This window comes from uncultured Chitinophaga sp. (assembly GCF_902168175.1).
In the GTDB taxonomy this organism is placed as follows: domain Bacteria; phylum Bacteroidota; class Bacteroidia; order Chitinophagales; family Chitinophagaceae; genus Chitinophaga.
In genome coordinates this window covers 403,014-424,293 of sequence record NZ_CABHOU010000072.1, presented here as the reverse complement: position 1 = coordinate 424,293, position 21,280 = coordinate 403,014, and the positions used below count along the sequence as shown (strand labels likewise).

At 49.4% G+C, this 21,280-nt stretch carries 23 protein-coding genes; 16 read left to right on the top strand and 7 right to left on the bottom strand.

What is annotated here, in order from left to right; genetic code table 11:
- Nucleotides 1–893 (top strand): glycosylhydrolase-like jelly roll fold domain-containing protein (locus QZT80_RS16765; protein WP_295124463.1); only part of this gene is annotated, 893 nt, incomplete at its 5' end.
- A 76-nt stretch (nt 894–969) separates the two neighbouring features.
- Nucleotides 970–2,691: an alpha-L-rhamnosidase C-terminal domain-containing protein gene (locus tag QZT80_RS16760; protein WP_295124460.1), complete on the top strand. Its 1,722-nt coding sequence runs from the start codon at nt 970–972 to the stop codon at nt 2,689–2,691.
- Here QZT80_RS16760 and QZT80_RS16755 read toward each other — a convergent pair.
- Entirely contained in the window at nt 2,688–2,990 is a 303-nt protein-coding gene (locus QZT80_RS16755; RefSeq protein ID WP_295124457.1) for a DUF1330 domain-containing protein, read from the bottom strand. The two genes, QZT80_RS16760 and QZT80_RS16755, sit on opposite strands and share 4 nt — an antisense overlap.
- Before the next feature lie 33 nt (nt 2,991–3,023).
- Here QZT80_RS16755 and QZT80_RS16750 point away from each other — a divergent pair, with 33 nt between their 5' ends.
- Together QZT80_RS16750 and QZT80_RS16745 are read left to right on the top strand one after the other, a co-directional pair.
- Nucleotides 3,024–3,479, top strand: coding sequence for a DUF4268 domain-containing protein (locus QZT80_RS16750; RefSeq protein WP_295124454.1), 456 nt, complete (start codon nt 3,024–3,026; stop codon nt 3,477–3,479).
- 150 nt (nt 3,480–3,629) lie between these two features.
- Entirely contained in the window at nt 3,630–4,199 is a 570-nt protein-coding gene (locus QZT80_RS16745) for an HPP family protein (protein ID WP_295124452.1), read from the top strand.
- Here QZT80_RS16745 and QZT80_RS16740 read toward each other — a convergent pair.
- Nucleotides 4,196–4,624, bottom strand: coding sequence for an SRPBCC family protein (locus tag QZT80_RS16740; RefSeq protein WP_295124449.1), 429 nt, complete (start codon nt 4,622–4,624; stop codon nt 4,196–4,198). The genes QZT80_RS16745 and QZT80_RS16740 overlap by 4 nt on opposite strands.
- Nucleotides 4,625–4,673: 49 nt before the next feature.
- On the opposite strand from QZT80_RS16740, the gene QZT80_RS16735 reads away from it, so the two are divergent.
- From QZT80_RS16735 to QZT80_RS16705, 7 genes are read left to right on the top strand one after another with little or no spacing between them, the layout of a single operon-like run.
- Nucleotides 4,674–5,495: an N-acetylmuramoyl-L-alanine amidase gene (locus tag QZT80_RS16735; protein ID WP_295124446.1), complete on the top strand. Its 822-nt coding sequence runs from the start codon at nt 4,674–4,676 to the stop codon at nt 5,493–5,495.
- 29 nt (nt 5,496–5,524) lie between these two features.
- Complete coding sequence (pxpB, locus tag QZT80_RS16730) at nt 5,525–6,238, top strand: 5-oxoprolinase subunit PxpB (protein ID WP_295124444.1); 714 nt, start codon at nt 5,525–5,527, stop codon at nt 6,236–6,238.
- Complete coding sequence (locus tag QZT80_RS16725; RefSeq protein ID WP_295124441.1) at nt 6,235–7,227, top strand: biotin-dependent carboxyltransferase family protein; 993 nt, start codon at nt 6,235–6,237, stop codon at nt 7,225–7,227. Before pxpB ends, QZT80_RS16725 begins: the two co-directional genes overlap by 4 nt.
- Nucleotides 7,214–7,954: a 5-oxoprolinase subunit PxpA gene (locus tag QZT80_RS16720; RefSeq protein WP_295124438.1), complete on the top strand. Its 741-nt coding sequence runs from the start codon at nt 7,214–7,216 to the stop codon at nt 7,952–7,954. The genes QZT80_RS16725 and QZT80_RS16720 overlap by 14 nt, the downstream gene beginning before the upstream one ends.
- Entirely contained in the window at nt 7,951–9,129 is a 1,179-nt protein-coding gene (locus QZT80_RS16715) for an NRAMP family divalent metal transporter (RefSeq protein ID WP_295124435.1), read from the top strand. The genes QZT80_RS16720 and QZT80_RS16715 overlap by 4 nt, the downstream gene beginning before the upstream one ends.
- Nucleotides 9,130–9,146: 17 nt before the next feature.
- The gene (locus tag QZT80_RS16710; protein ID WP_295124432.1) at nt 9,147–9,527 is read left to right on the top strand and encodes an SRPBCC domain-containing protein; all 381 of its coding nucleotides are present in this window, start codon (nt 9,147–9,149) and stop codon (nt 9,525–9,527) included.
- 6 nt (nt 9,528–9,533) lie between these two features.
- A complete protein-coding gene (locus QZT80_RS16705) occupies nt 9,534–10,010 on the top strand; it encodes a hypothetical protein (RefSeq protein WP_295124429.1) in 477 nt (158 codons plus the stop codon).
- On the opposite strand, the gene QZT80_RS16700 is transcribed toward QZT80_RS16705, so the two are convergent.
- Nucleotides 9,990–10,475, bottom strand: coding sequence for an SRPBCC family protein (locus tag QZT80_RS16700; protein ID WP_295124427.1), 486 nt, complete (start codon nt 10,473–10,475; stop codon nt 9,990–9,992). The two genes, QZT80_RS16705 and QZT80_RS16700, sit on opposite strands and share 21 nt — an antisense overlap.
- An 84-nt stretch (nt 10,476–10,559) precedes the next feature.
- On the opposite strand from QZT80_RS16700, the gene QZT80_RS16695 reads away from it, so the two are divergent.
- From QZT80_RS16695 to QZT80_RS16680, 4 genes are all read left to right on the top strand, one after another.
- Complete coding sequence (locus tag QZT80_RS16695; RefSeq protein ID WP_295124468.1) at nt 10,560–12,158, top strand: PAS domain S-box protein; 1,599 nt, start codon at nt 10,560–10,562, stop codon at nt 12,156–12,158.
- A 50-nt stretch (nt 12,159–12,208) separates the two neighbouring features.
- Nucleotides 12,209–12,409 (top strand): hypothetical protein, encoded by a 201-nt coding sequence (locus QZT80_RS16690; RefSeq protein WP_295124424.1) that lies wholly within the window; start codon nt 12,209–12,211, stop codon nt 12,407–12,409.
- A 184-nt stretch (nt 12,410–12,593) separates the two neighbouring features.
- Nucleotides 12,594–13,400 carry an alpha/beta hydrolase gene (locus QZT80_RS16685; RefSeq protein ID WP_295124421.1) on the top strand — a complete coding sequence of 269 codons (807 nt, stop codon included), beginning with the start codon at nt 12,594–12,596 and terminating at the stop codon, nt 13,398–13,400.
- A 17-nt stretch (nt 13,401–13,417) separates the two neighbouring features.
- Complete coding sequence (locus QZT80_RS16680) at nt 13,418–14,266, top strand: hypothetical protein (RefSeq protein WP_295124418.1); 849 nt, start codon at nt 13,418–13,420, stop codon at nt 14,264–14,266.
- A gap of 141 nt (nt 14,267–14,407) precedes the next feature.
- On the opposite strand, the gene QZT80_RS16675 is transcribed toward QZT80_RS16680, so the two are convergent.
- Complete coding sequence (locus tag QZT80_RS16675) at nt 14,408–16,582, bottom strand: catalase (protein WP_295124415.1); 2,175 nt, start codon at nt 16,580–16,582, stop codon at nt 14,408–14,410.
- A 365-nt stretch (nt 16,583–16,947) separates the two neighbouring features.
- Here QZT80_RS16675 and QZT80_RS16670 point away from each other — a divergent pair, with 365 nt between their 5' ends.
- Nucleotides 16,948–17,700: a hypothetical protein gene (locus QZT80_RS16670; protein WP_295124411.1), complete on the top strand. Its 753-nt coding sequence runs from the start codon at nt 16,948–16,950 to the stop codon at nt 17,698–17,700.
- On the opposite strand, the gene QZT80_RS16665 is transcribed toward QZT80_RS16670, so the two are convergent.
- The 3 genes from QZT80_RS16665 to QZT80_RS16655 all read right to left on the bottom strand — a co-directional run bounded on the left by QZT80_RS16665 (nt 17,697) and on the right by QZT80_RS16655 (nt 21,226).
- Nucleotides 17,697–19,043: an O-acetylhomoserine aminocarboxypropyltransferase/cysteine synthase family protein gene (locus QZT80_RS16665; protein WP_295124408.1), complete on the bottom strand. Its 1,347-nt coding sequence runs from the start codon at nt 19,041–19,043 to the stop codon at nt 17,697–17,699. The genes QZT80_RS16670 and QZT80_RS16665 overlap by 4 nt on opposite strands.
- Nucleotides 19,044–19,243: 200 nt before the next feature.
- Nucleotides 19,244–20,338, bottom strand: a complete 1,095-nt coding sequence (dinB, locus tag QZT80_RS16660; protein WP_295124406.1) for a DNA polymerase IV — start codon at nt 20,336–20,338, stop codon at nt 19,244–19,246.
- Nucleotides 20,339–20,539: 201 nt separating this feature from the next.
- Complete coding sequence (locus QZT80_RS16655) at nt 20,540–21,226, bottom strand: HAD family hydrolase (protein ID WP_295124403.1); 687 nt, start codon at nt 21,224–21,226, stop codon at nt 20,540–20,542.
- Nucleotides 21,227–21,280 lie beyond the last annotated feature (54 nt).

Below are 21,280 nucleotides of genomic sequence, written 5' to 3'. Positions count from 1 at the left end.
TGTGGGGTGCCGACCGCTTGCAGAAAAAGCGTAAATACGGGAACGGACTGTTGTTAAACAATATGAGTCTTGAAGAAGCACTCGCTGAAATTCAACTCAAACCAGATGTGAGCCTGAAGAATAAAGATGTACTCTACACGCACCGCAGCACCGTGGAGGGAGATATCTATTTCCTGACGAACCAAACGGCAGATAAGGTGGTCATCTTTCCCGAATTCCGCGTGCATGGACTGCAGCCGGAGTTGTGGGACGCCGTTAGCGGAAGCATGCGCAATCTGCCGGAGTATAGTTATAATGGTAAAAGCACGGTAGTGCCTTTACAGCTCGAAGCGTACGAAAGTGCGTTTATTGTATTTCGTAAAACTGCAGCCCCATCTAAAACGGGTAGCAAAAATTTCCCTTCATCCGAGGTAGTGACCGAATTGCGCAATGTTTGGGAGGTGAAGTTTGAACGCGCCAGCAGGGGCCCTGCTAAAACGATCGAAATGGAAGAGCTGAGCGATTGGAGCAAACATGCGAACGAACAGGTGAAGAACTATTCCGGCACTGCCGTATATACCACTACTTTCAATATTGCAGAACTGCCAAGGGGCAATAGTTTCATTGATCTGGGCAAGGTAATGGTGATGGGAAAAGTGAAACTGAATGGGGTAGATGTGGGTACTGTATGGACGGCTCCTTATCGCGTTGATGTGACCACGGCGCTTAAAAAAGGCAGCAACAAACTGGAGGTGGAAGTGGTAAATACCTGGGTAAACCGCCTGATCGGTGACAGTAAGTTGCCTGAAAAGGAACGTGGCACCTGGTTAAACGCTAATCCATACAAGCCTGAAAGCGCTTACCAGTCTGCCGGTTTGTTGGGCCCTGTTAAACTGGAACACATCGTTTACTAAACCACTCATCACAATAATCGATTTTTACAGGATAGTGCAGGATGAAACCGTACCTTTCTGCTGCTATTTTGTGCCTATGAAGCGTCTTCTGTTTTTCCTGTTGATATCGTTTTCTGCCACTGCGCAGCAGCCTGTAATTACTGCTAAAAACAACGTGAAGCCGGAACGCTTGCCGCTGGTGCGCGATTATCTTTCGCCCGGCCGCGTGCTTTTGCAGGATGGTGTAACCAATGCCGCAGCATTACTGCTGCCCGGCAATGGTCAGGGTGACCTCTCGAACAAGAACATGTGCATCCTTAAGAAAAATGCTTCCCTTTTACTTGATTTTGATAAAGAATTACACGGGGGCCTGCAGTTGGTTACAGGTATGTCGCCCGCGCACAGGCCTATTAAACTGCGTATCCGTTTCGGCGAATCGGTGAGTGAGGCCATGAGTAATATTGAACCGGAAAAAAACGCAACGAATGATCACGCTATGCGCGATATGATCGTAGAGGTGCCCTGGTTGGGTAAACTGGAAGTGGGCAACACTGGTTTTCGTTTTGTGAGAATAGATATGCTCGATAGCGTAGACCTGCAACTGAAGGAAGCGCGTGCTATTGCTGTTTACCGCGATATTCCTTACCTCGGTTCGTTCCGTTGCAACGACGAACGCCTCAACGAGATATGGGCCACCGGCGCTTACACGGTACATCTTAACATGCAGGAGTATCTGTGGGACGGTATCAAACGCGATCGCCTGGTATGGATCGGCGATATGCACCCCGAAGTGGCTACTATCAATGCTGTATTTGGCAATAATGATGTAGTCACAAAAAGCCTCGACCTTACCCGCGACATTACACCGCTGCCTGGTTATATGAATGGCATGGTGTCTTATTCCATGTGGTGGGTCATTATTCAGCGCGACTGGTACATGAAAACGGGCGATATCGAATACCTGCGTCAGCAATCGGCTTATCTGAAGGCTTTATTGGCTCATTTTCAAACAAAGATCGGAAAGGATGGAAGAGAAGCGCTGGACGGTAACCGTTTCCTGGATTGGCCTTCCAGTGAGGATAAAGCAGCTATCCACGCCGGGTTGCATGCTATGCTGCTGATGTGTATGGACGCGGGGGCCGAATTAAGCGCGGTATTGGGAGATAGGGAAACAGCTGATAACTGCAAAGCTGCAGCTGTCAAACTGAAAAAATATATACCTGCTGCCAAAGAATCGAAACAGGCTGCGGCACTATTGGCCTTATCCGGATTGGCGCCGGCGGATAAAATGAACAAAGAGGTAATTGCTGTATGTGGCGTGAAAAACTACTCTACTTTTTACGGCTATTATATGTTGCAGGCTAAAGCTAAAGCTGGCGACTATGTGGGCGCGATGAACGATATCCGTACTTACTGGGGCGCCATGCTCGATCTCGGTGCTACTACGTTCTGGGAAGATTTTAATATGGATTGGATACCCGGTGCCGGAAGAATAGACACTTTCGTAACACCCGGCCAGAAAGACATTCATGGCGATTACGGAGCCTATTGTTACAAAGGTTTCCGTCACAGCTTTTGCCACGGATGGGCCTCGGGGCCAACTGCCTGGCTCACCGAACATGTATTGGGCGTGCAGGTATTGGAACCGGGATGCAAACGTTTACTGATTAAACCTAACCTGGGCAACCTGACTTACGTGGAAGGAACATTCCCCACACCTAAAGGCATCGTGCATATCAGGCACTTTAAACGTCCGGATGGCAGCATCGGATCAGACATAAAATCGCCGCCAGGGGTAAAGGTTGATGTACAATACTAAAGCGCCTCGCCCTTCACCAACAACATTGATTTAACTGATTTATTTTTCAGGTGCAGGAACTGCTGCCTGTGTTTGTCCTGCGCGTAAGCGTCAAAGCCTGCCTGATCTTTAAAGGCGCATAGGTGTACCTCGTAAGGCACTTCGCCCTCACAGGCGATAATATCCCCCGTGGATGGACGAACACGTAGCAACAACGATCCGCCATATTGGGTAAGCAGCGGCAGTACATGGTTTTCGAATTCATGAAAAACGGATTCCTGCCCGGGTATAACGTAAATGAGTTGAGTGAAGTACAGCATACTTAAAGATAGAAATATTTAATTTTGCCGTCTATGTACACCAAACAAGAGGCATCGGCGCTGCGGCAGGCATTCTGGACTACCTTCGGCAAATACATGTCGCCCGTTTTATCTGCGGATGGGATGAAAACGAACTGGGTAAGCTACAAAACCGGCATCAAATACCTGCAGTTCTCAATGGAGGCGGGCACGAAGTCGGCCAGCATAGCGATCGTTATCAACCATCCCGATCCTGTTACCCGCAGGCGTTATTACCAGCAGTTCGTACAGCTGCGATCGTTCTTCCACGAAACACTGGGCGAACAATGGAAATGGCAGCCGGAGGCGGTTAACGAACATGGACAGGATATCAGCAGCATCTCTGTCAGCCTGCAACCCTCCAATATATTCGACCAGGCGCAATGGCCTGCTGTTATCTCTTTCTTCAAACCACGCATCATGGCGCTCGATGAGTTCTGGTGCATGGCGAAGGAGGGATTTGAACGGTAGATATCATCAAAGGAAAGAAAGTAACCACCCCGCCAGTCCATACTGAATGGGGGTATACAGCGGTAATTGAAGACCCGGATGGCCGGAAGATTGAATTAAAACAGGCGGATTAATTATCTTTGCGCCCGACCATCATTCCACCACCAAAACATGCCGGTTAAAAAGATTAAGAGGAGTTATCGCAAGGCTAAGTACATCTTATACCGCGAAACCCTTATCGACACAAGAGAACATATCATTACATTCCTCGGCGCTTTCCTGGGGATAGGGCTCATTGGGTTCATCAACAGCAAATACCTCGTAGCCAACGAAAACCTGTTCCTGATCGGTTCATTCGGCGCTTCATCGGTATTGATTTATGGAGTAGTTAACAGCCCCCTCGCCCAGCCACGTAACCTGATAGGCGGGCACCTGATCAGTGCCGTAATTGGGGTGATATTTCATAAGATTTTCCCGCAGGAAGTATGGTTGGGTGGCGCCCTGGCAGTAGCCTTATCGATCGTGGCCATGCAAATTACCAAAACACTGCATCCTCCTGGCGGCGCTACGGCGTTAATTGCTAATATGGGCACACCCAGGATAGAGTCACTGGGTTTCTGGTATGTGCTTAGCCCGGTACTTACCGGCGTACTGATACTACTGGCGGTAGCACTGGTGGTAAACAATGCCTCCAAACACCGTAATTACCCGGCCCGGCCGCTGTTCAAACGTCGTTATTAGGCTTCTACGAGAAGTTTAAGACCTTCCAGTACGGTGTTCCAGTTCTGCTCGGAATGTTGCCTCGATTCTTCGGTATCATTGTTATCCTGCGTGATGCTTAATACGGTTTTACCGCTTTGCTCCGATATCTCGTAAATCACATTAGCATAGTTTTCAGGAACGTCTTCCTGCCCCGACATGCCGCTCAGGTACGTTGTATGCAACAGCTTTTCGGGTATAATATCGATAATAGTGCCTTTGTCCTCATATGCCTGCCCTTTCCAGGTGCCCTTGTAAGTAATAGGGCTGCCTTTCTTCCAGTCGGTGCTGGTTTCGGTGCCAAACAGGTACTCCCTGATCATATCGGGATCGGTAAGCGCCTCCCAAACCTTGTCTTTAGGTGCATTAATGGCAATGGAGGCTTTGGCAGTGAATTTGTTAGCCATACATATGGATTTATGGACATCTTGCAAATAACATGCTATATTTATCGTTATGAGAAAAAATCACGGCATTGCATTAGCGCTACTGCTGGCCTTATGGGCCTGCGCACCGCAGCCTTACAAAACTACTAATAAGGTTTACCGTAAGCAGGCAAAGGAACTCACGGCCGGGCTTAATGGTAAGCCTGCAGGTATCGCTGTAGACTCAGTGGACCAAACCTACTGGTGGGCGGGTACGGTTAACTTTAACCTGCGGAAACCGAACTTCGTGATCATTCACCACACGGCCCAAAACTCCTGCGACCAAACGCTTAAAACGTTTACGATGACGCGTACGCAGGTAAGTGCCCATTATGTAATTTGCCGTGACGGGGTGATCCATCATATGCTGAACGACTATCTCCGCGCCTGGCATGGCGGTGCTGCAAAGTGGGGGAGTGTGACGGATATTAATTCTGCCTCCATTGGTATTGAACTGGATAACAATGGCACGGAACCGTTTGCGCCTATGCAGGTGCGCAGCCTGCTGGTGTTGCTCGATACGCTGAAACACCGTTACAATATCCCACAGGCTAACTTCATAGGTCATGGCGATATAGCACCGCGCCGCAAAGTAGATCCAAGTGCTTATTTTCCTTGGCAGCAGCTTGCCGAAAAGGGCTTCGGACTTTGGTACGATACCTCTTCCATCAACCTGCCTGCTAACTTTGAACCCTTGCAGGCGTTACGTATCGTAGGGTATAATGTGAAAGACAGTGTGGGCGCTGTAGAAGCTTTCCGCCGTAAATTTATGCCGGCCGATTCTGCGAAAGGAGCTACCCTCGATGATCCGTCCAGGAAAGTACTCTATAGTATCATGAAACAATCGGAATAAGGATCGCAGGGATTTCGTATTTTTAGAAGGTGCAACCATTAGGATACGACATTATACAACAGGGAGAGAACGCATTGCTGCTGAACTGGCCACAAAGGATAGACCCCGTAGTGAACCGGCAGGTAATGGCCGCGTTTCGACGATTGCGGGAACTTAAACTTCCCTGGGTGAGGGACCTCATTCCCGCTTATGCCTCGCTTACCATCGTGTACGATGCTTTTTACATTTATGAACATTTCGATCACGAAGTATCGGGATGGGCAAACCTGCATCTGCGCGAGCTGTTGCAGGACCTGGACGTGACGGACATTATGGCCGCCAGGCATATAGAGGTACCTGTTTGCTACGATCCTTCCCTGGGGTTTGATATTGAAGCGCTGGCAGCACAGAAAAGCATGTCGGTCGATGAATTGATAAACCTGCATAGTGGCAGGAGTTACACCGTTTATATGCTGGGCTTTTTGCCAGGCTTCCCTTATATGGGGTCGGTAGATGCGCAACTGGTAGCGCCTCGCCTCTCTAAACCAAGGGCGTTAGTGCCTGCGGGCTGTGTAGGCATAGCAGGCGAACAAACAGGCATATATCCGTTAGCTTCTCCCGGAGGCTGGAACATCATCGGCCAAACGCCGCTGCGTTTATTCGATGCCGCCCGCGAACCGGCCAGCTATTGCCAGCCGGGCGACCAGGTAACATTTGTGCCTATTTCGGCCGGTGAATTTTTTCAAATGAAACAACCATCGTGAGTATACGTGTTTTACAACCCGGCCTGCTGGATACTATCCAGGATACCGGCCGTTACGGTTATCAGCACCTCGGTATCAATCCCGGTGGCGCGATGGACCGTATTGCCGTGCGTGCCGTGAATGCGCTGGTGGGTAATACGTCCGCCACGGGCGTGCTGGAAATGCACTTCCCTGCCTCTTCATTCCTGTTTGAGTCGGGCGCTATTATTGCCTTATCGGGTGCCGATTTTACCGCCACCATCGATGGCCGTCCGCTGCCATTGAACAAACCCATACTGGTGGCTGCACACGCTTTACTGCATTTTAAAGGTCCGGTTACCGGGGCCCGCTGTTATATGGGCGTAAGGGGAGGATTTGATATTGAGCCCTGGATGGGCAGCTATAGTACACACCTGAAGGCCGAAGCCGGCGGCTTTCGCGGACGGGCATTACAAAAGAACGATGTACTGCCGCTGAAAAAGAAGGCCAGTTATGCGCCCTTACTGGAGCATAAAGACTTTAAGGTGTTGCCCTGGATGATCTATACAGATAATCTTTATCATACCAGCCAGTTGAGAATTACCGCAGGCAGTGAGTACACACTGTTAAGCGATGCTTCACAACTGGTTACACATACCTTTGACTGCTCGCGTCACTGCGACCGTATGGGGTACAGGCTCGAAGGGGTGGCTTTAAAACATTACAAAGAAGGAGAATTACTGTCGTCGGGTGTTACCCGCGGCACCATCCAGTTAATGCCCGACGGACAAATGATCATACTCACCGCCGATCATCAGACGACAGGTGGTTATCCGCGTATTGCACATGTAATAACGGCCGACCTTCCATCGCTGGCGCAACACCGGTCGTATCAGCAGATCAACTTTCTGCTCGTGAGTGTGAACGAGGCCATTAAACTGCATTACGAACAGGTACAGCGTTTGCAATTGCTGGAAAATGCCTGTAATTTACAACTCGAAAAATGGCTGCAAACAAATGGCTTATATTGATTTAAACTGTGACCTCGGTGAAGGTATTGGCAACGATTCGGCCATTATGCCTTATATCAGCAGCGCCAACATTGCCTGTGGTTTTCATGCAGGTGATGAAGATAGCATAAGGACTGCCATCGATCTGGCCTTGCAGTACGATGTGGCCATTGGCGCACATCCTGGCTTTAGCGACAAAGCTAATTTTGGCAGAACAGCAGTGCATTTAAAGGGCAACGAGTTATACGATCTTATTACCGCGCAGGTGTATGCCATGCAGCACGTGTGTCGCGAAAAGGGTGCCGCATTGCAACACGTAAAACCGCATGGCGCATTGTATAACATGGCCGCCGCATCGCCCGAAATGGCTGTTATTATTGCGGGCGCCATTAAGGATGTGGATGAATCTCTTTGCTTATACGGGCTTAGCGGCAGCCATCTTATCATTGAAGCACAAAAGGCAGGTTTAACTACTGCCTCCGAAGTATTTGCCGATCGTACCTATATGGACGATGGCTCGTTGTCGCCGCGCGGTATGCCGGGCGCAGTGATTAAAAATGAAGCGGCCGTAGTAGCGCAGGTAACGCAAATGGTGACGGAGAAAAGCGTGACTACTATCATGGGCAACGTAATTCCTATTGTAGCCGAAACCATTTGTCTGCATGGCGATGGCGAACATGCCGTATCATTCGCAAAATTAATCAACCAGACATTAATCAATAACCGGCTAATTATCCGCTACCCTTGAAAAAACAACAGGCTTCCGCTATTGGCGGTGCCGTGTTCCTGATGGCCACATCTGCCATAGGTCCCGGCTTTATTACACAAACCACCGTATTTACACAACAACTCGCTGCTGCTTTCGGCTTTGTTATTCTCGTATCTATTTTACTGGATATTGGTGCGCAACTAAACATCTGGCGGGTGCTTACGGTAACGGAGTATCGCGCGCAGGACTTGTCTAACCGCTTATTACCCGGACTGGGTTACATGCTCGCAGCCCTCGTGGTGTTGGGTGGCCTTGCCTTTAATATTGCCAATATCGGCGGATGTGGGTTGGGCGTAAATGTATTGTCGGGCATGCCCGTAACGTACGGCGCGATATTGAGCGGTGTTATTGCACTGGTCATTTTCTGGATGAAAGAGGCCGGCAAAATGATGGACCACTTCACTCGCTGGCTCGGGGTACTGATGATATTACTGACGTTGTATGTGGCCATCAGTTCCGCACCGCCGGTAGGCGATGCGTTGAAACAAACGTTTATGCCATCGGTGATCAACGCCCATTCTATTATCACACTGGTGGGCGGCACGGTAGGCGGTTACATCAGTTTTGCAGGCGCACACCGGTTGCTGGATGCCGGGGTAAGCGGGCCACAATCTTTACCCGTAGTAAGTAAGGCGGCCGTTAGCGGTATTTTGATTACAGGGGTGATGCGCACATCCTTGTTCCTGGCCGCATTGGGCGTAGTGTCTGCAGGTGTGGTACTTAACAAAGAAAACCCGGCCGCCGATGTATTCCGGGTGGCGGCAGGGGAGGTAGGCTATCGTTTTTTTGGTGTGGTGTTATGGAGTGCTGCTATTACTTCGGTGGTGGGCGCGGCGTATACATCGGTATCTTTCCTGAAAACATTCCATCCCTTTATTGCGAAAAATGAAAAGTGGTTCATCACTTTCTTTATCATATTCTCAACGATCGTGTTTGCTGTAGTGGGCAACCCGGTAAAACTACTGGTAACGGCAGGCGCACTTAATGGTTTAATATTGCCGGTGGCCCTGGCGGTAATACTGATCGCCGCCAGCAGAAAGTCACTTACCGGCAGTTACCGCCATCCTGTGTGGATGCAGATCGCTGGCTGGACGGTGGTGCTGGTGATGGGCTGGCTCAGCGGTATTACAATTATCAACTGGTTATCTGCCTAATTTACTAGCTTTGCTTTATGAAGGATTATAAAAAACACTTTGAAATAACCGCACCGCCCGAAGACGTGTATAAAGCACTGACCAACCCGGCCACCATCCGTTTATGGAGTGGCGAGCCTGCTATTATGAGTACCGAGCCTGGCTCGGAGTTCTCACTTTGGGACGATAGCATTGCCGGTGTAAACCTGGACTTTGAGGAAGATCGTAAGATCGTGCAGGAATGGTATTTCGGAGAACAGGAAGAGCCGTCTATTGTAACGATCATCCTGCATCCGCATAAAAAAGGCACATCAGCCGAACTGAAACACACTAACATACCGGACGAAGCATACAACGACATTGTAGAAGGCTGGAATGAGGCATACTTTGGCGCGCTCATTGATTTTTATAAGGAATAAGCACGCATGAAGACGGCTACGATAAACGAATTAAAGAAGGAATTACTGGAAGTTCCGCATGCACAGCTGGTTGAGTTGTGCGTGCGCCTTTCAAAATATAAAAAGGAAAACAAGGAACTGTTAACCTTCCTGTTGTTTGAAGCACATGACCCGGAACAATACATCGTATCGGTTAAAGCGCTTATGGACGAAGAGTTTTCTAACCTCTCTACCGCAGGGCTCTATTTCGTTAAAAAGAACCTGCGCAAAATACTGCGCATCACCAACAAGTATATCCGTTATTCGGGCTCTAAACCCGCTGAAATTGAGCTGCTGCTGTATTTTTGCCGTAAGGTGAAAACATCGGGTATCCGTATGCGTGATAGTGTGGCCATTACGAGCATGTATGCGCAACAGTTGAAAAAGGCAGGTAAGTTGATAGATGCGCAGCACGAAGACCTGCAATATGATTACAGGCGGGAGTTAGAGAAGCTTTCTGCCTGAAGTAACGCCAAAACGCTCGTTGATGGCCCTTGTACGGTACTCAAATAAATCGTGCAGCTTCTTTTTTACTAAGATGAGATTAGCCAGATCGCCGAGCCAGCCCAATGGGATACGGTAATGCACCAGGTCGGTCATCTCCACCCCATTTTCCACTTCCCTGAAACGATGCTGGTGATGCCAGAGGCTGTAAGGGCCAAAGCGTTGCTCGTCCACAAAATAAGCCTGCTCTTTCACGTGTGTGATCTCGGTCATCCAGTAAATGGGAATGCCGGATAACGGCTTCAGCGTATACTCTATAACCTGTCCCGCATAAATATGATCGCCGCCGGGATCGCTGGTAACGGTAAAGGCCATTTCGGGCGGAGTGATCTTCTGCAAATTCTCCGCACGGCTAAAGAAATCCCAGGCCTCAGCCAAACTAACTGGTAATACATGAACGTTCTTAATGCGGTAGGTGCGTGACATGATCGGCTTTTTAGAAGATACAGCAAGTATAAATCATTCAGGGGATTATTCGTACTTTCATAGCAAATCTCTCCTTACTTGGCAGTGAAACAGGAACTAATAAATGCGGTGGACAGCTTGCTTGCCCTGGTAGAGCATAGTGCAGATTTCATGGGGATCAGCACCATTGAAGGGCACACTTTTTACATGAACAAAATGGGGCGACAACTGCTTGGGCTGGGCGAGCTCCAGGACTTATCGGGCTTTCGGACCAAAGACTACTTCGCGGAGCCTTCCAGCTATGAGGCCATCATTAGAGAAATAGAACTTTCGTTGAGAGAAAAGGGTAAATGGTCGGGTAAAATTACCCTGCGCAACTTCATGACCCGCGAGGAAATTCCATTCCAGGCAGATTATATTCTAATACGCGACCCGAAAACCGGCGAAGCCATTGGTCGCGGCGCTACGTTGCACGACCTTCGGCCAGAGATTAATGCCCGGCGCGAGATATTGGATGCGGCCCGTAAAACTGCCGAAAGCGAAGAGCGTTTCCGCGTACTGGCCAGCTCTATGCCGCAGTTTGTATGGATGGCCGGTCCGGATGGCAAACTTACTTACTTCAACCATGCATTCCTCGAATTCACCGGGCTTACGGAAGAAGAAGCCCTGGGAGATGGCTGGCCTGTGATCGTACATCCCAACGAGCGCAGTGAGAACATACGTACCTGGCGCTTAGCTGTGGAAAATGGTCACGATTACACCTTCCAGCAACGCTTCCGCAGCCGTGAAGGAGTGTACCGCTGGCAACTCAGTCGTGCCGTACCATTACGCAACGATAAAGGAGAAATACTTCAATGGCTGGGTACCAGCACCGATATAGATGAGCAAAAGAAGATGGCCGACGAGCTGGAAAGTATGGTACGCGAACGTACTGCGGCACTCAGCGAATCGAACCTTAACCTGGAACGTACCAATCGCGAACTGGAGCAATTTGCCTATGTAGCCTCACATGATTTGCAGGAACCCCTCCGTAAAATCCGCATTTTCGCGGAAATGCTCGGGGTAACGTTGCCCGGTGGGGACACATCTGCCCAAACTTATCTCCACAAAATCAACCTGGCTGCTACAAGAATGTCGGTACTGATCAAAGATTTGTTAAACTTCTCACAGCTGCAGGGCGATTCTTCACAATTCAGGAACACCGATCTCAATAGCGTGTTAAGCGATGTGGAAGGCGACTTTGAACTGCTCATACACCAGAAAAATGCGGTAGTGATGGCCGAACCGTTGCCGGTTGTAGAGGCTATTCCCCTACAGGTAAACCAGCTGTTCTACAACCTTTTGGGCAACTCCCTCAAATTCACTTCTGATGACCGTAAGCCATTGATTTTCATTACATCAAGACCCGTACAGGGAGCAGGTGATGAGATGTGGCCCGGCCTCGACCCCGGAAGGAAATACCATGAGATCACTTTCCGCGATAACGGCATCGGTTTTAGCCAGGAGTACGCGTCGCAGATATTCACCATCTTCCAACGCCTGAACAACCGCGAATCCTTTGATGGTACAGGTATAGGCCTCGCTATCTGCAAAAAGATCGCACTCAATCATCATGGGGATATAAAGGCATTTTCAGGGGAGGGGATGGGCGCATCTTTCCATATACTAATGCCCGAAACACAACCCATTTCCGGCACCCGTTAAATTTTTTGGTACGATGCTTGTTTTTCACTTATCAAACAAACTTATTAGCCATGAAAAACATCTTAATTGCAGCATCAGTATTAGGCGCAGCAGCGGCTGGCATAGTTTTGTACATGCGTAACCGCGACCGTGTAGACACTGCTATCGCAGAAGTTAAAGACAATGCAAAAAATGCTTTCCGCAAAATGAATAAGCACTATCGCAAAACTGAAAAGAACGCCCAGAACGTGATGCAGCATGCGATGAGCTGATATTGGGTACGCGACGCAAAAAACATTAACATACTCCGCTTAAAACGGACGTAATGTATAGAAACGGCCTTTCCAAACAGGAAGGGCCGTTTCTGTTTTCTGTAATAAAAAGAACGCTACTGCCATTTGCCTGTATTGAAATATGTGTATTTTCGCGGTCAACCGATAAACCACCTCCTTGAATATGTCGATTAACGTAACGAAAAAGCACAACATCAACATTGTGGGGAATAAAGATGCAGCACAAACCGTTGTATTTGCCCACGGCTTTGGATCAAGCCAGGAGGCTTTTGAAAGCATGCTGCCCTATTTTGAGAGGGACTACAGGATAGTACTCTACGATAATGTGGGCGGCGGTAAATCAGATATGGCAGCCTTTAACACCACCAAATACAGCTCATTGCAAGGTTATGTGCTGGATGTGATTGATATCTTCAGGGAATTAGGTTTAAAGGATGTGATTTATGTAGGGCACTCGATGAGCGGAATGGTGGGCCTGCTGGCTTCTTTACGCCATCCGGAATTCTTTAAAAAACTGGTAATGGTAGGCGCGAGCCCACGTTACCTGAACGACGAAACAGCATCTTATGTAGGTGGATTTACCCAGGAAGCCCTGGAAGGCGTGTACGATACAATGCGAACGAACTACAAAGCGTGGACGGCCGGCTTTTCTGCTATGGTAATGGCTGCCCCGGACCGCCCCGACCTGGTAAATACATTCGCCGGTACGCTGGGAGCCATTCGACCCGATATCGCTTTATTCGCAGCCAAAGTAATATTCGAATCGGATTATCGTTCGGAAATCAGCAAAAGCACAGTGCCGGTACTGGTATTGCAAACAAAAGAAGATGTAGCCGTGCCGTTGACCGTTGGTGATTATTTACACGAACACATTAAAGGCAGCATACTTAAAGTAGTAGACACAGACGGCCACTTTCCGCATATGCGCGAACCGAAAGCAGTAGCGGAGGCCATTCTTAATTTTATATGATTTTCAAATAGTGTGACGTGAGTAATTGGGAGAGAAAGGCCGTATTGTTTATGGACCATACCAGCAAATGGGATATTGCAAACGATTGTGAAGCGTTTGTACCTTTTGCTATGGAATGGCTTCGCGGGGCTGTGGAGCCCTACCTGATACTCCAGGTAATTACGGAAGACAGTTACACAGCGCGTATCAAAAATGCCACACCGTCTTTCCTCGAAGATCTGGCCGTTAATCCCGGTCACCTGGGCGATTACATCAAACAACACCTCGGAGAAGTTATTTTCTGGCGCGATATCCCTAAAGGCACGCATGTATTCGGCGACCTGCTATCGGCACTATCGTCTGCCGTTGTTATCCCGCTCACCTGTAAAGGCCAGCTGCGTGTAATCCTGCTGGGCTGGAGTGTTCCGCAGCTGTTCGACGAATCGTTCCGCGTACTCTTATCTATGATCAAATCGCGGATCAACAGCGTGCTGGAACAAAGCTCGGTGCAACAAGATCTTCACAAAACACTGGACCGCTTCTCCGCGATCTTGCATACCGTTCCTCAAGCCATTATATTTATCGACAACAGCGGCTTTGCCGGCTGGGTAAACGAGCGGGCCGCGGTGCTGCTTGAACTTGATAGATCGGGAGAACATAGCCCGTCGGAATTATCCGCCGCTATGGGCGCACTAAGGGCAAAACTCATTAACAAAGAAGACGTAAACCGCCAGGCGGCAGAGATATTCAATAACCCCGATGTGGCGCCCGAGAACTGGATATGGGAGATAAGTGGTACCGAAACGAGGCGTTATCGAGTTTCATCGCTGCCATTGAAATCGCGGCAGCTAAACGGTAGTTTGTGGATGTTTGAAATGTTGCGGTAACCGTCCGGAATTACATGATGTCAGATGGCTGTTTTGACCAGTTAAACGGGGTAGTGGCGGATTGGCAGAAGGCCGCTAAAAAACGATGATGGAACTATAAATAAAGATGCCGGGTTTTAACAGCCCGGCATCTTTGTTTTTTTAAGCAGGTACTTTCCGCTCGGTTTCTCTGTCCCATACCCGGTGTTGTGCTACAGCAGCAACAAAGCTTTGTAACAGTTTTCGGGTATCCTTACCGATGAGTACTCCTTCGTCCGTTTTACCGGCAAAGCGCGTTAGATCGAGTAAGGGCAGGGCGTCGTGTTCGGCAGCAATCGCTTTACAGTGTTTGTACGCCTGGTCTAAAAAATGCACGGCATCGGCCTCCGTACACAATGCCTTCACACTGGCGCCGCCGCCAGGTATATACACCGCATCATAAAATACAGAAGCCGTTGTCAGCAAGCTTTTATCTACCGGCACCGCTGTACCCTGGTCTGTTTGTATTTGTCCGCCATGCGGCGCAATGATTTCGGGTGTAGCTCCTTCTGCCTTTAAACCTTTAAGTAGTGTATCCAGGCTTTTCGCGCTTACGCCATCTGCTGCCAGCACGGCAATTTTACGCGATCTGATATTATCTTTCACCGTATTAGCCATGCTCAGGGCTTTCGATACAGCAATACTGCTTTTTACCTTAATGGGTTCAAAGTTTTTCTGGTTACCATCTGCGGGCACCGAATGATTCATTGGCAACTCAGGACCTTTAGGCACGGGGAAACCTAGACCTTCGGCTACCTTTGCGGCCAGGTTTTTATCGACCTGTGTTAAAATACCTACCATTCTTTTGCGGATGGCCTCTACCGTCACTTTACCCAATTCGAAGCGCAGCGCATTAATGATATGCTGTTGCTCCGCCGGCGACTGACTATTATAGAACAGCGTGGCCTGGCTAAAGTGATCGAAGAAACTCCTGCTGCGGCCGCGGACCTTCTTTGCATCGATCCTTTCTGCATGCGAAGTGAAACCTCCTTCGGCCATCTTCGCCTGGTAGGGGCAACCGCCGCCCAGTGAATTAGGGCTATAGCTTGTTTTACCTTTATTGATCGTCTGTCGCATAAAACCATCGCGCTGGTTATTATGCACCTCATTAATGGGCCGGTTGATCGGAATTTCATGGAAGTTAGGCCCACCGAGGCGGATCAGCTGTGTATCAGTATACGAGAACAGCCTGCCCTGCATCAGCGGGTCATTGGTAAAGTCGATGCCCGGTACGATGTTGCCTACATGAAAGGCCACCTGTTCCGTTTCTGCGAAGAAGTTATCGGGATTACGGTTCAGGGTAAGCTTGCCGATACGCTGTACCGGTACCAGTTCTTCAGGAATGATCTTCGTTGGGTCGAGCAAATCGAACTCGTACTTATGTTCATCTTCTTCACGCACGATCTGTACACCAAACTCCCATTCCGGGAACTGGCCTGCTTCGATGGCTTCCCACAGGTCGCGGCGATGAAAGTCAGGATCTTTACCGGAGATGATGGTGGCCTCGTCCCAGGCCACGGCGTGTACGCCAAGTAAAGGTTTCCAGTGGAACTTCACAAAGCATGATTTGCCCTGGGCGTTAATGAAGCGGAAGGTGTGTACACCAAATCCTTCCATCATCCGGTAGCTGCGTGGAATTGCGCGGTCGCTCATCGCCCACATGATCATATGCGTCGATTCCGGCATCAGTGAAATAAAATCCCAGAAGGTATCGTGCGCCGATGCTGCCTGGGGCATTTCATTGTCTGGCTCCGGCTTCACCGCATGGATCAGGTCGGGGAACTTCATCGCATCCTGGATAAAGAACACCGGCATATTGTTTCCCACGAGATCGAAGTTGCCTTCTTCCGTGTAAAACTTCACCGCAAACCCACGCACATCTCTCGCCAGGTCGGTAGAACCACGGGAGCCGGCCACGGTGGAGAAACGCACGAATACAGGCGTTTTCACCGAAGGGTCCTGCAGGAAGCCGGCCTTGGTATACTTCGCCATCGGTTCATACACCTGGAAAAACCCATGCGCTGCCGAACCGCGCGCATGCACAATACGCTCCGGTATACGCTCATGGTCAAAATGGGTGATCTTTTCACGCAGGATAAAATCTTCCAGTAAAGTGCCGCCTCGTTCACCGGCCTTCAGTGAGTTCTGGTCGTCATTAATACGTACACCGTGGTCGGTGGTCATGAACTCCTGGTCGTCGCTAACTGTATGCGTTGCCAGGCTTTCCTGCTTCTTGTCAGTTGGGGGAATGGGGCTCCCGGGTTTAACGGAAGAGCTGGTCTTAGCTTTCTTTGCCATAAAAAAGACGTTTATGTAACTGCACCAAATACGTGCCGCGCGCCGCGTATGGTAACGCAGCGATGCTTATGGGGAAATAGCGCGACACAACGAAGCGCGTGGGACAACTTGTTTCTCTCCGTATTACATCATCAACAGCAGGGCAACCAGAGGGCAATTATAGGGCAACGAAAGGGCGGAAGCTCAACTGTAGAGCTGAAAATGGGTTAATTTGCTATCAGTTAAAATATCCAGGGTTACCTATTCGCCTTATCTGTATAAACTAACCCAAAAGTGTCGTAAATCCCGCATATAAATACGCAGTTAATGCACATTCGGACCGTGCAAAAAGACCGAATTTTGTATCACACCAAAACTGAAAATACATGATTCAAAAAGACTTTAACGCCATATCCACCGGCTTTACGGGCAAGTTCTCCAACCAGGTATGCATCCGGAAAAGATATGGGAAATTAGAAATTACCAAAGTGCCGGTAAGGCGCCCCGGCCCGGGTACCGACGGCCAACAGGCGGAGCGGCAACGCTGGACCAACGCCAATGCCTGGTACCGTAAAGCGGTTAAAGGCGACGCCGGCCGTTGTGCCCTTTACAAAAGCGGTATCCCCTTAGGGTGGAACGTACAAAACCGTGCTGTAAGCGACTATTACCATGCCCCCGTGATCAGTGGCGTTAACACAGGCGCTTATGCAGGTAATCGCGGCGACATCTTACGCATCACCGCCACCGACGACTTCATGGTGCATCGCGTAACAGTGTCAATTTACAATACGGAGGGCGTACTGGTAGAAAGTGGTATGGCTACGCCGGGGCAGGGCGACGAATGGCTGTACCGCACTCGCCGTAATAATAAAGAAGGCGGACGGGTAGAGGTAGTAGCGGCCGATATGCCTGGAAACGAAGACAGGGTGCTTTTAAACATACAGGCAGACGTAGCGCTGGTATGTGAGCCGGTGGCGGCTGCAACGCCCGTAAATCGCCCTAAAAAAGCATTTATCTGGAAACGTGAGCGCAAGCAGCTGGCATTGGAGGACGGCAGCATAGTATCCAAAGAAAAAGGAGCAATTTCCCGCATTCGCAGCGAAGATTGCTCCCGTTTAATTCACAGCAAAAGAAATTAGGCAGTAGCCGCGGTAACACCGTTATTCTTACCGGCCGGCTGCAGCGCATTTTCAAACGCCTGCTGCAGGTCGTTCTTAATGTCGCCAATATGTTCAATGCCCAGCGAAATGCGTAACAGTCCCGGTTCCACACCGGCAGATATCTGTTCTTTTTCGCTCAGTTGTTCGTGTGTGGTAGTGGCAGGATGAATGATCAGTGTTTTCGCATCGCCTACGTTCGCCAGGTGACTGATCAGTTTAAGATTGTTCACCAGCGCGTCCGCCACGGCTTTACCGCCTTTCACTTTGAACGACAATACGCCGCCAAAGCCGTTTTGCAGGTATTTTTTCGCCAGTGTATGGTACTTGCTGCTTTCCAGTCCGGGGTAGTTCACGTACGATACTTCCGGATGTTTTTCCAGCCACTGGGCCAGCGCCAGCGCATTGTCGACGGTCCTTTGTACGCGCAGCGACAGTGTTTCGAGCCCTTGCAGGAACAGGAAGGAGTTGAATGGACTTAGTGCAGGGCCCCAGGTACGCAGGCCGGTAACGCGCAGCCGGATGCCGTAAGCAATATTGCCGAATGGCCCGTCGGCACCGAATACGTCCCAGAACTTGAGGTCGTGGTACGCTTCGTCAGGCGAAGTAAACTGCGGGAATTTGCCGTTACCCCAGTTAAAGTTGCCGCCATCTACCACAACACCGCCAATGCTGGTACCATGGCCGCCAATCCACTTGGTAGCCGATTCTACCACCACGTTAGCACCATGGTCAAACGGGCGGAACAGGTAACCGGCAGCGCCGAAAGTATTATCTACCACGAAAGGTATGTTATGTTTCTTCGCAATGGCCGATATCGCTTCAAAGTCGGGTATACTGAAACCCGGATTACCAATGGTTTCGAGGTACAAAGCTTTCGTTTTTTCATCGATCGCTTTCTCGAAATTAGCCGGATCGTCGCTATCTATAAACCGCGCTTCCACGCCAATACGTTTAAACGACACCTTAAACTGGTTATATGAACCACCATATAGGTGCGACGATGTAACAAAGTTATCGCCCGGCAACAGCAGGTTATGCAGCGCCAGGAACTGAGAAGCCTGTCCCGAAGCTACCGCCACGGCACTAACACCGCCATGAAGCGCAGCAATTCGTTTCTCGAATACATCCGTGGTCGGGTTCATGATGCGGGTATATATATTCCCGAATTCACGCAACCCAAACAGGTTAGCAGCATGCTCCGAATTGTTAAAAACGTAAGAAGTTGTCTGGTAAATGGGCACTGCACGGGAATTGGTGGCCGGGTCGGGGCTTTGTCCGGCATGCACTTGCAAAGTGTCGAAGTGAAGCTGTTGTGTAGACATGTTAATTGGAATTTATAAGCGAGTAATGAATATTCCTACCAATTTAGTAGACTATTGTCTCTTAGCCAAATTTTTCTTTTAGATGGAGGGAATTGGGGGACGGGCGGCGGGGGGAGTATTGGGCCGCCGTTGTGTCACTCCCTTCAGCAGCTGTAGCTATATAGGGCGACGGTTCCAGTTGGTGTATACACCGCCACGCATCAAAACAAACGCAATTGCCCATTATCCGGCTTTGTAATACCATCGCCGAAGTTCGACAAAGTAATCCCCAGCAAACGGATCTTCGCACCATCCGGCTCTGTCTTCAATAACAGCTCTTTCGCCGTAGCAGCAATGGTTTCAAGGTCGCCCACCGGCTGGAGAAAGGAGTGGTTACGGGTAATCTGCCTGAAGTCGCTGTACTTGATTTTGAGGGTAACAGTACGGCCTTTCAGTTCGTAACGTAACAAACGATCGTACACCGTTTTAGCGATCTTGTCCAGTTCAGCGAACATGTCGTCAATCAGTTCCAGGTCGTAGGCGAAAGTATCTTCTGCACCCATGGATTTGGTTTCGCGGTGGGGTTGTACTTCCCGGTCGTCGATGCCGCGTACGATGCGGTAAAAGAAACGGCCGGTTTTGCCGAAATAACGGGACAGTTCGTCTTCAGTGAGTTTCTTAAGATCGGCCCCGGTGAAGAGGTTCATGCGGTTCATTTTCTCTGCGGTTACTTTGCCCACACCGAAGAATTTTTCTACTGGCAATTGTTCCATAAAGGTTTCTACCTGTGAAGGATCAATAAACGTAAGTCCGTCCGGCTTATTCATATCCGAAGCGATCTTGGCTACGAATTTGTTCACCGATACACCTGCCGAGGCAGTAAGCTGCAGTTCCTCTTTAATCGCGGCCCGTATCTGCTGTGCAATACCGATAGCCGAGCCAATGTTCAGTTTATCGTGGGTTACATCGAGGTAGGCTTCGTCCAGCGAGAGCGGTTCAATAAGGTCGGTATAGCGGCGAAAGATGGCGCGTACGTGCTGGCTTACTTCCTTGTAAACCGCAAAGCGCGGGTAAACGAAAATCACCTGTGGGCAAAGCTGTAACGCCCGTTTGGAAGGCATAGCCGATCGCACGCCAAACTTGCGCGCTTCATAACTGGCGGTCGCCACCACACCGCCGCGTCCTTCAGGAGAACCGCCAACGGCGATGGGTTTGCCCCTGTAATCGGGATTGTCGCGCTGCTCCACCGATGCATAAAATGCATCCATATCAATATGAATGATTTTCCGGTGTTTTATGACGGAGTGCGCGCTCATGATGCGAAGATACTGCTAATACTTAGTTGGCAATAGAAGGCATGTGTGCCTGGGAAAACATCTTTTCAGCGCCGGACCGGTATGGCAGGGGTAATCCGTAGGGGCCCGTTTGAATTTTCATGTTCATCTTTTACGATAAGATCATAGCAAGGCTGGCCCGGGAACCTGTGCGGGCAGAGTTTGCATCTTTAGGTTAAATAATTATTGCTGGAAAAATGGCAGCACTTCGCTAATTGTTGTGCATTGCCTGAAATTTTCATGTTCCACCAGCGTATCTACCCTTTCGATTTCCCAGGTAATGTGATAGGGGATATGAATAGCGTGGCCGCCTATTCCGAGTACGGGCAGCACATCCGACTTCAAAGAGTTCCCGATCATCGTGAACTCTTCAGGTTTAATATCGAGGTGGCGTATCAGTTTCAGGTAATCCGTTTCCTGCTTGTCCGACATGATCTCGATGTGGTGAAAATAATGTTCCAGGCCCGATTTTTTCAGTTTACGTTCCTGGTCCAGCAGGTCGCCTTTGGTAGCTACCACCAGGCGGTAATCAGCTTTTAAAGTGGCGAGCGTTTCTTCGATACCGTCGAGCAGTTCTATCGGTTTCTCCAGCATTTCTTTACCATACTGCATAATCTTTTCCACGATCGCAATTGGTGCATGGCCTTCCGTTACGCGTACAGCGGTTTCTATCATACAAAGAATGAAAGCCTTAATACCGTAGCCGTAAAGTTTCAGGTTAGCTATCTCCGTTTTCAGCAGTTCTTTTTCTACGGAGTGATGCGGAAGATAATCTTCCAGCAGGGCACATAACTTATATTCTGTTTCCTGGAAATAAGGTTCGTTTACCCACAGTGTATCGTCTGCGTCGAATGCTATTACTTTAATCATATCATCTAAAGTTGGGGCCAATGAAAATACAAAGAATTTCCGGAACTGCCGCCA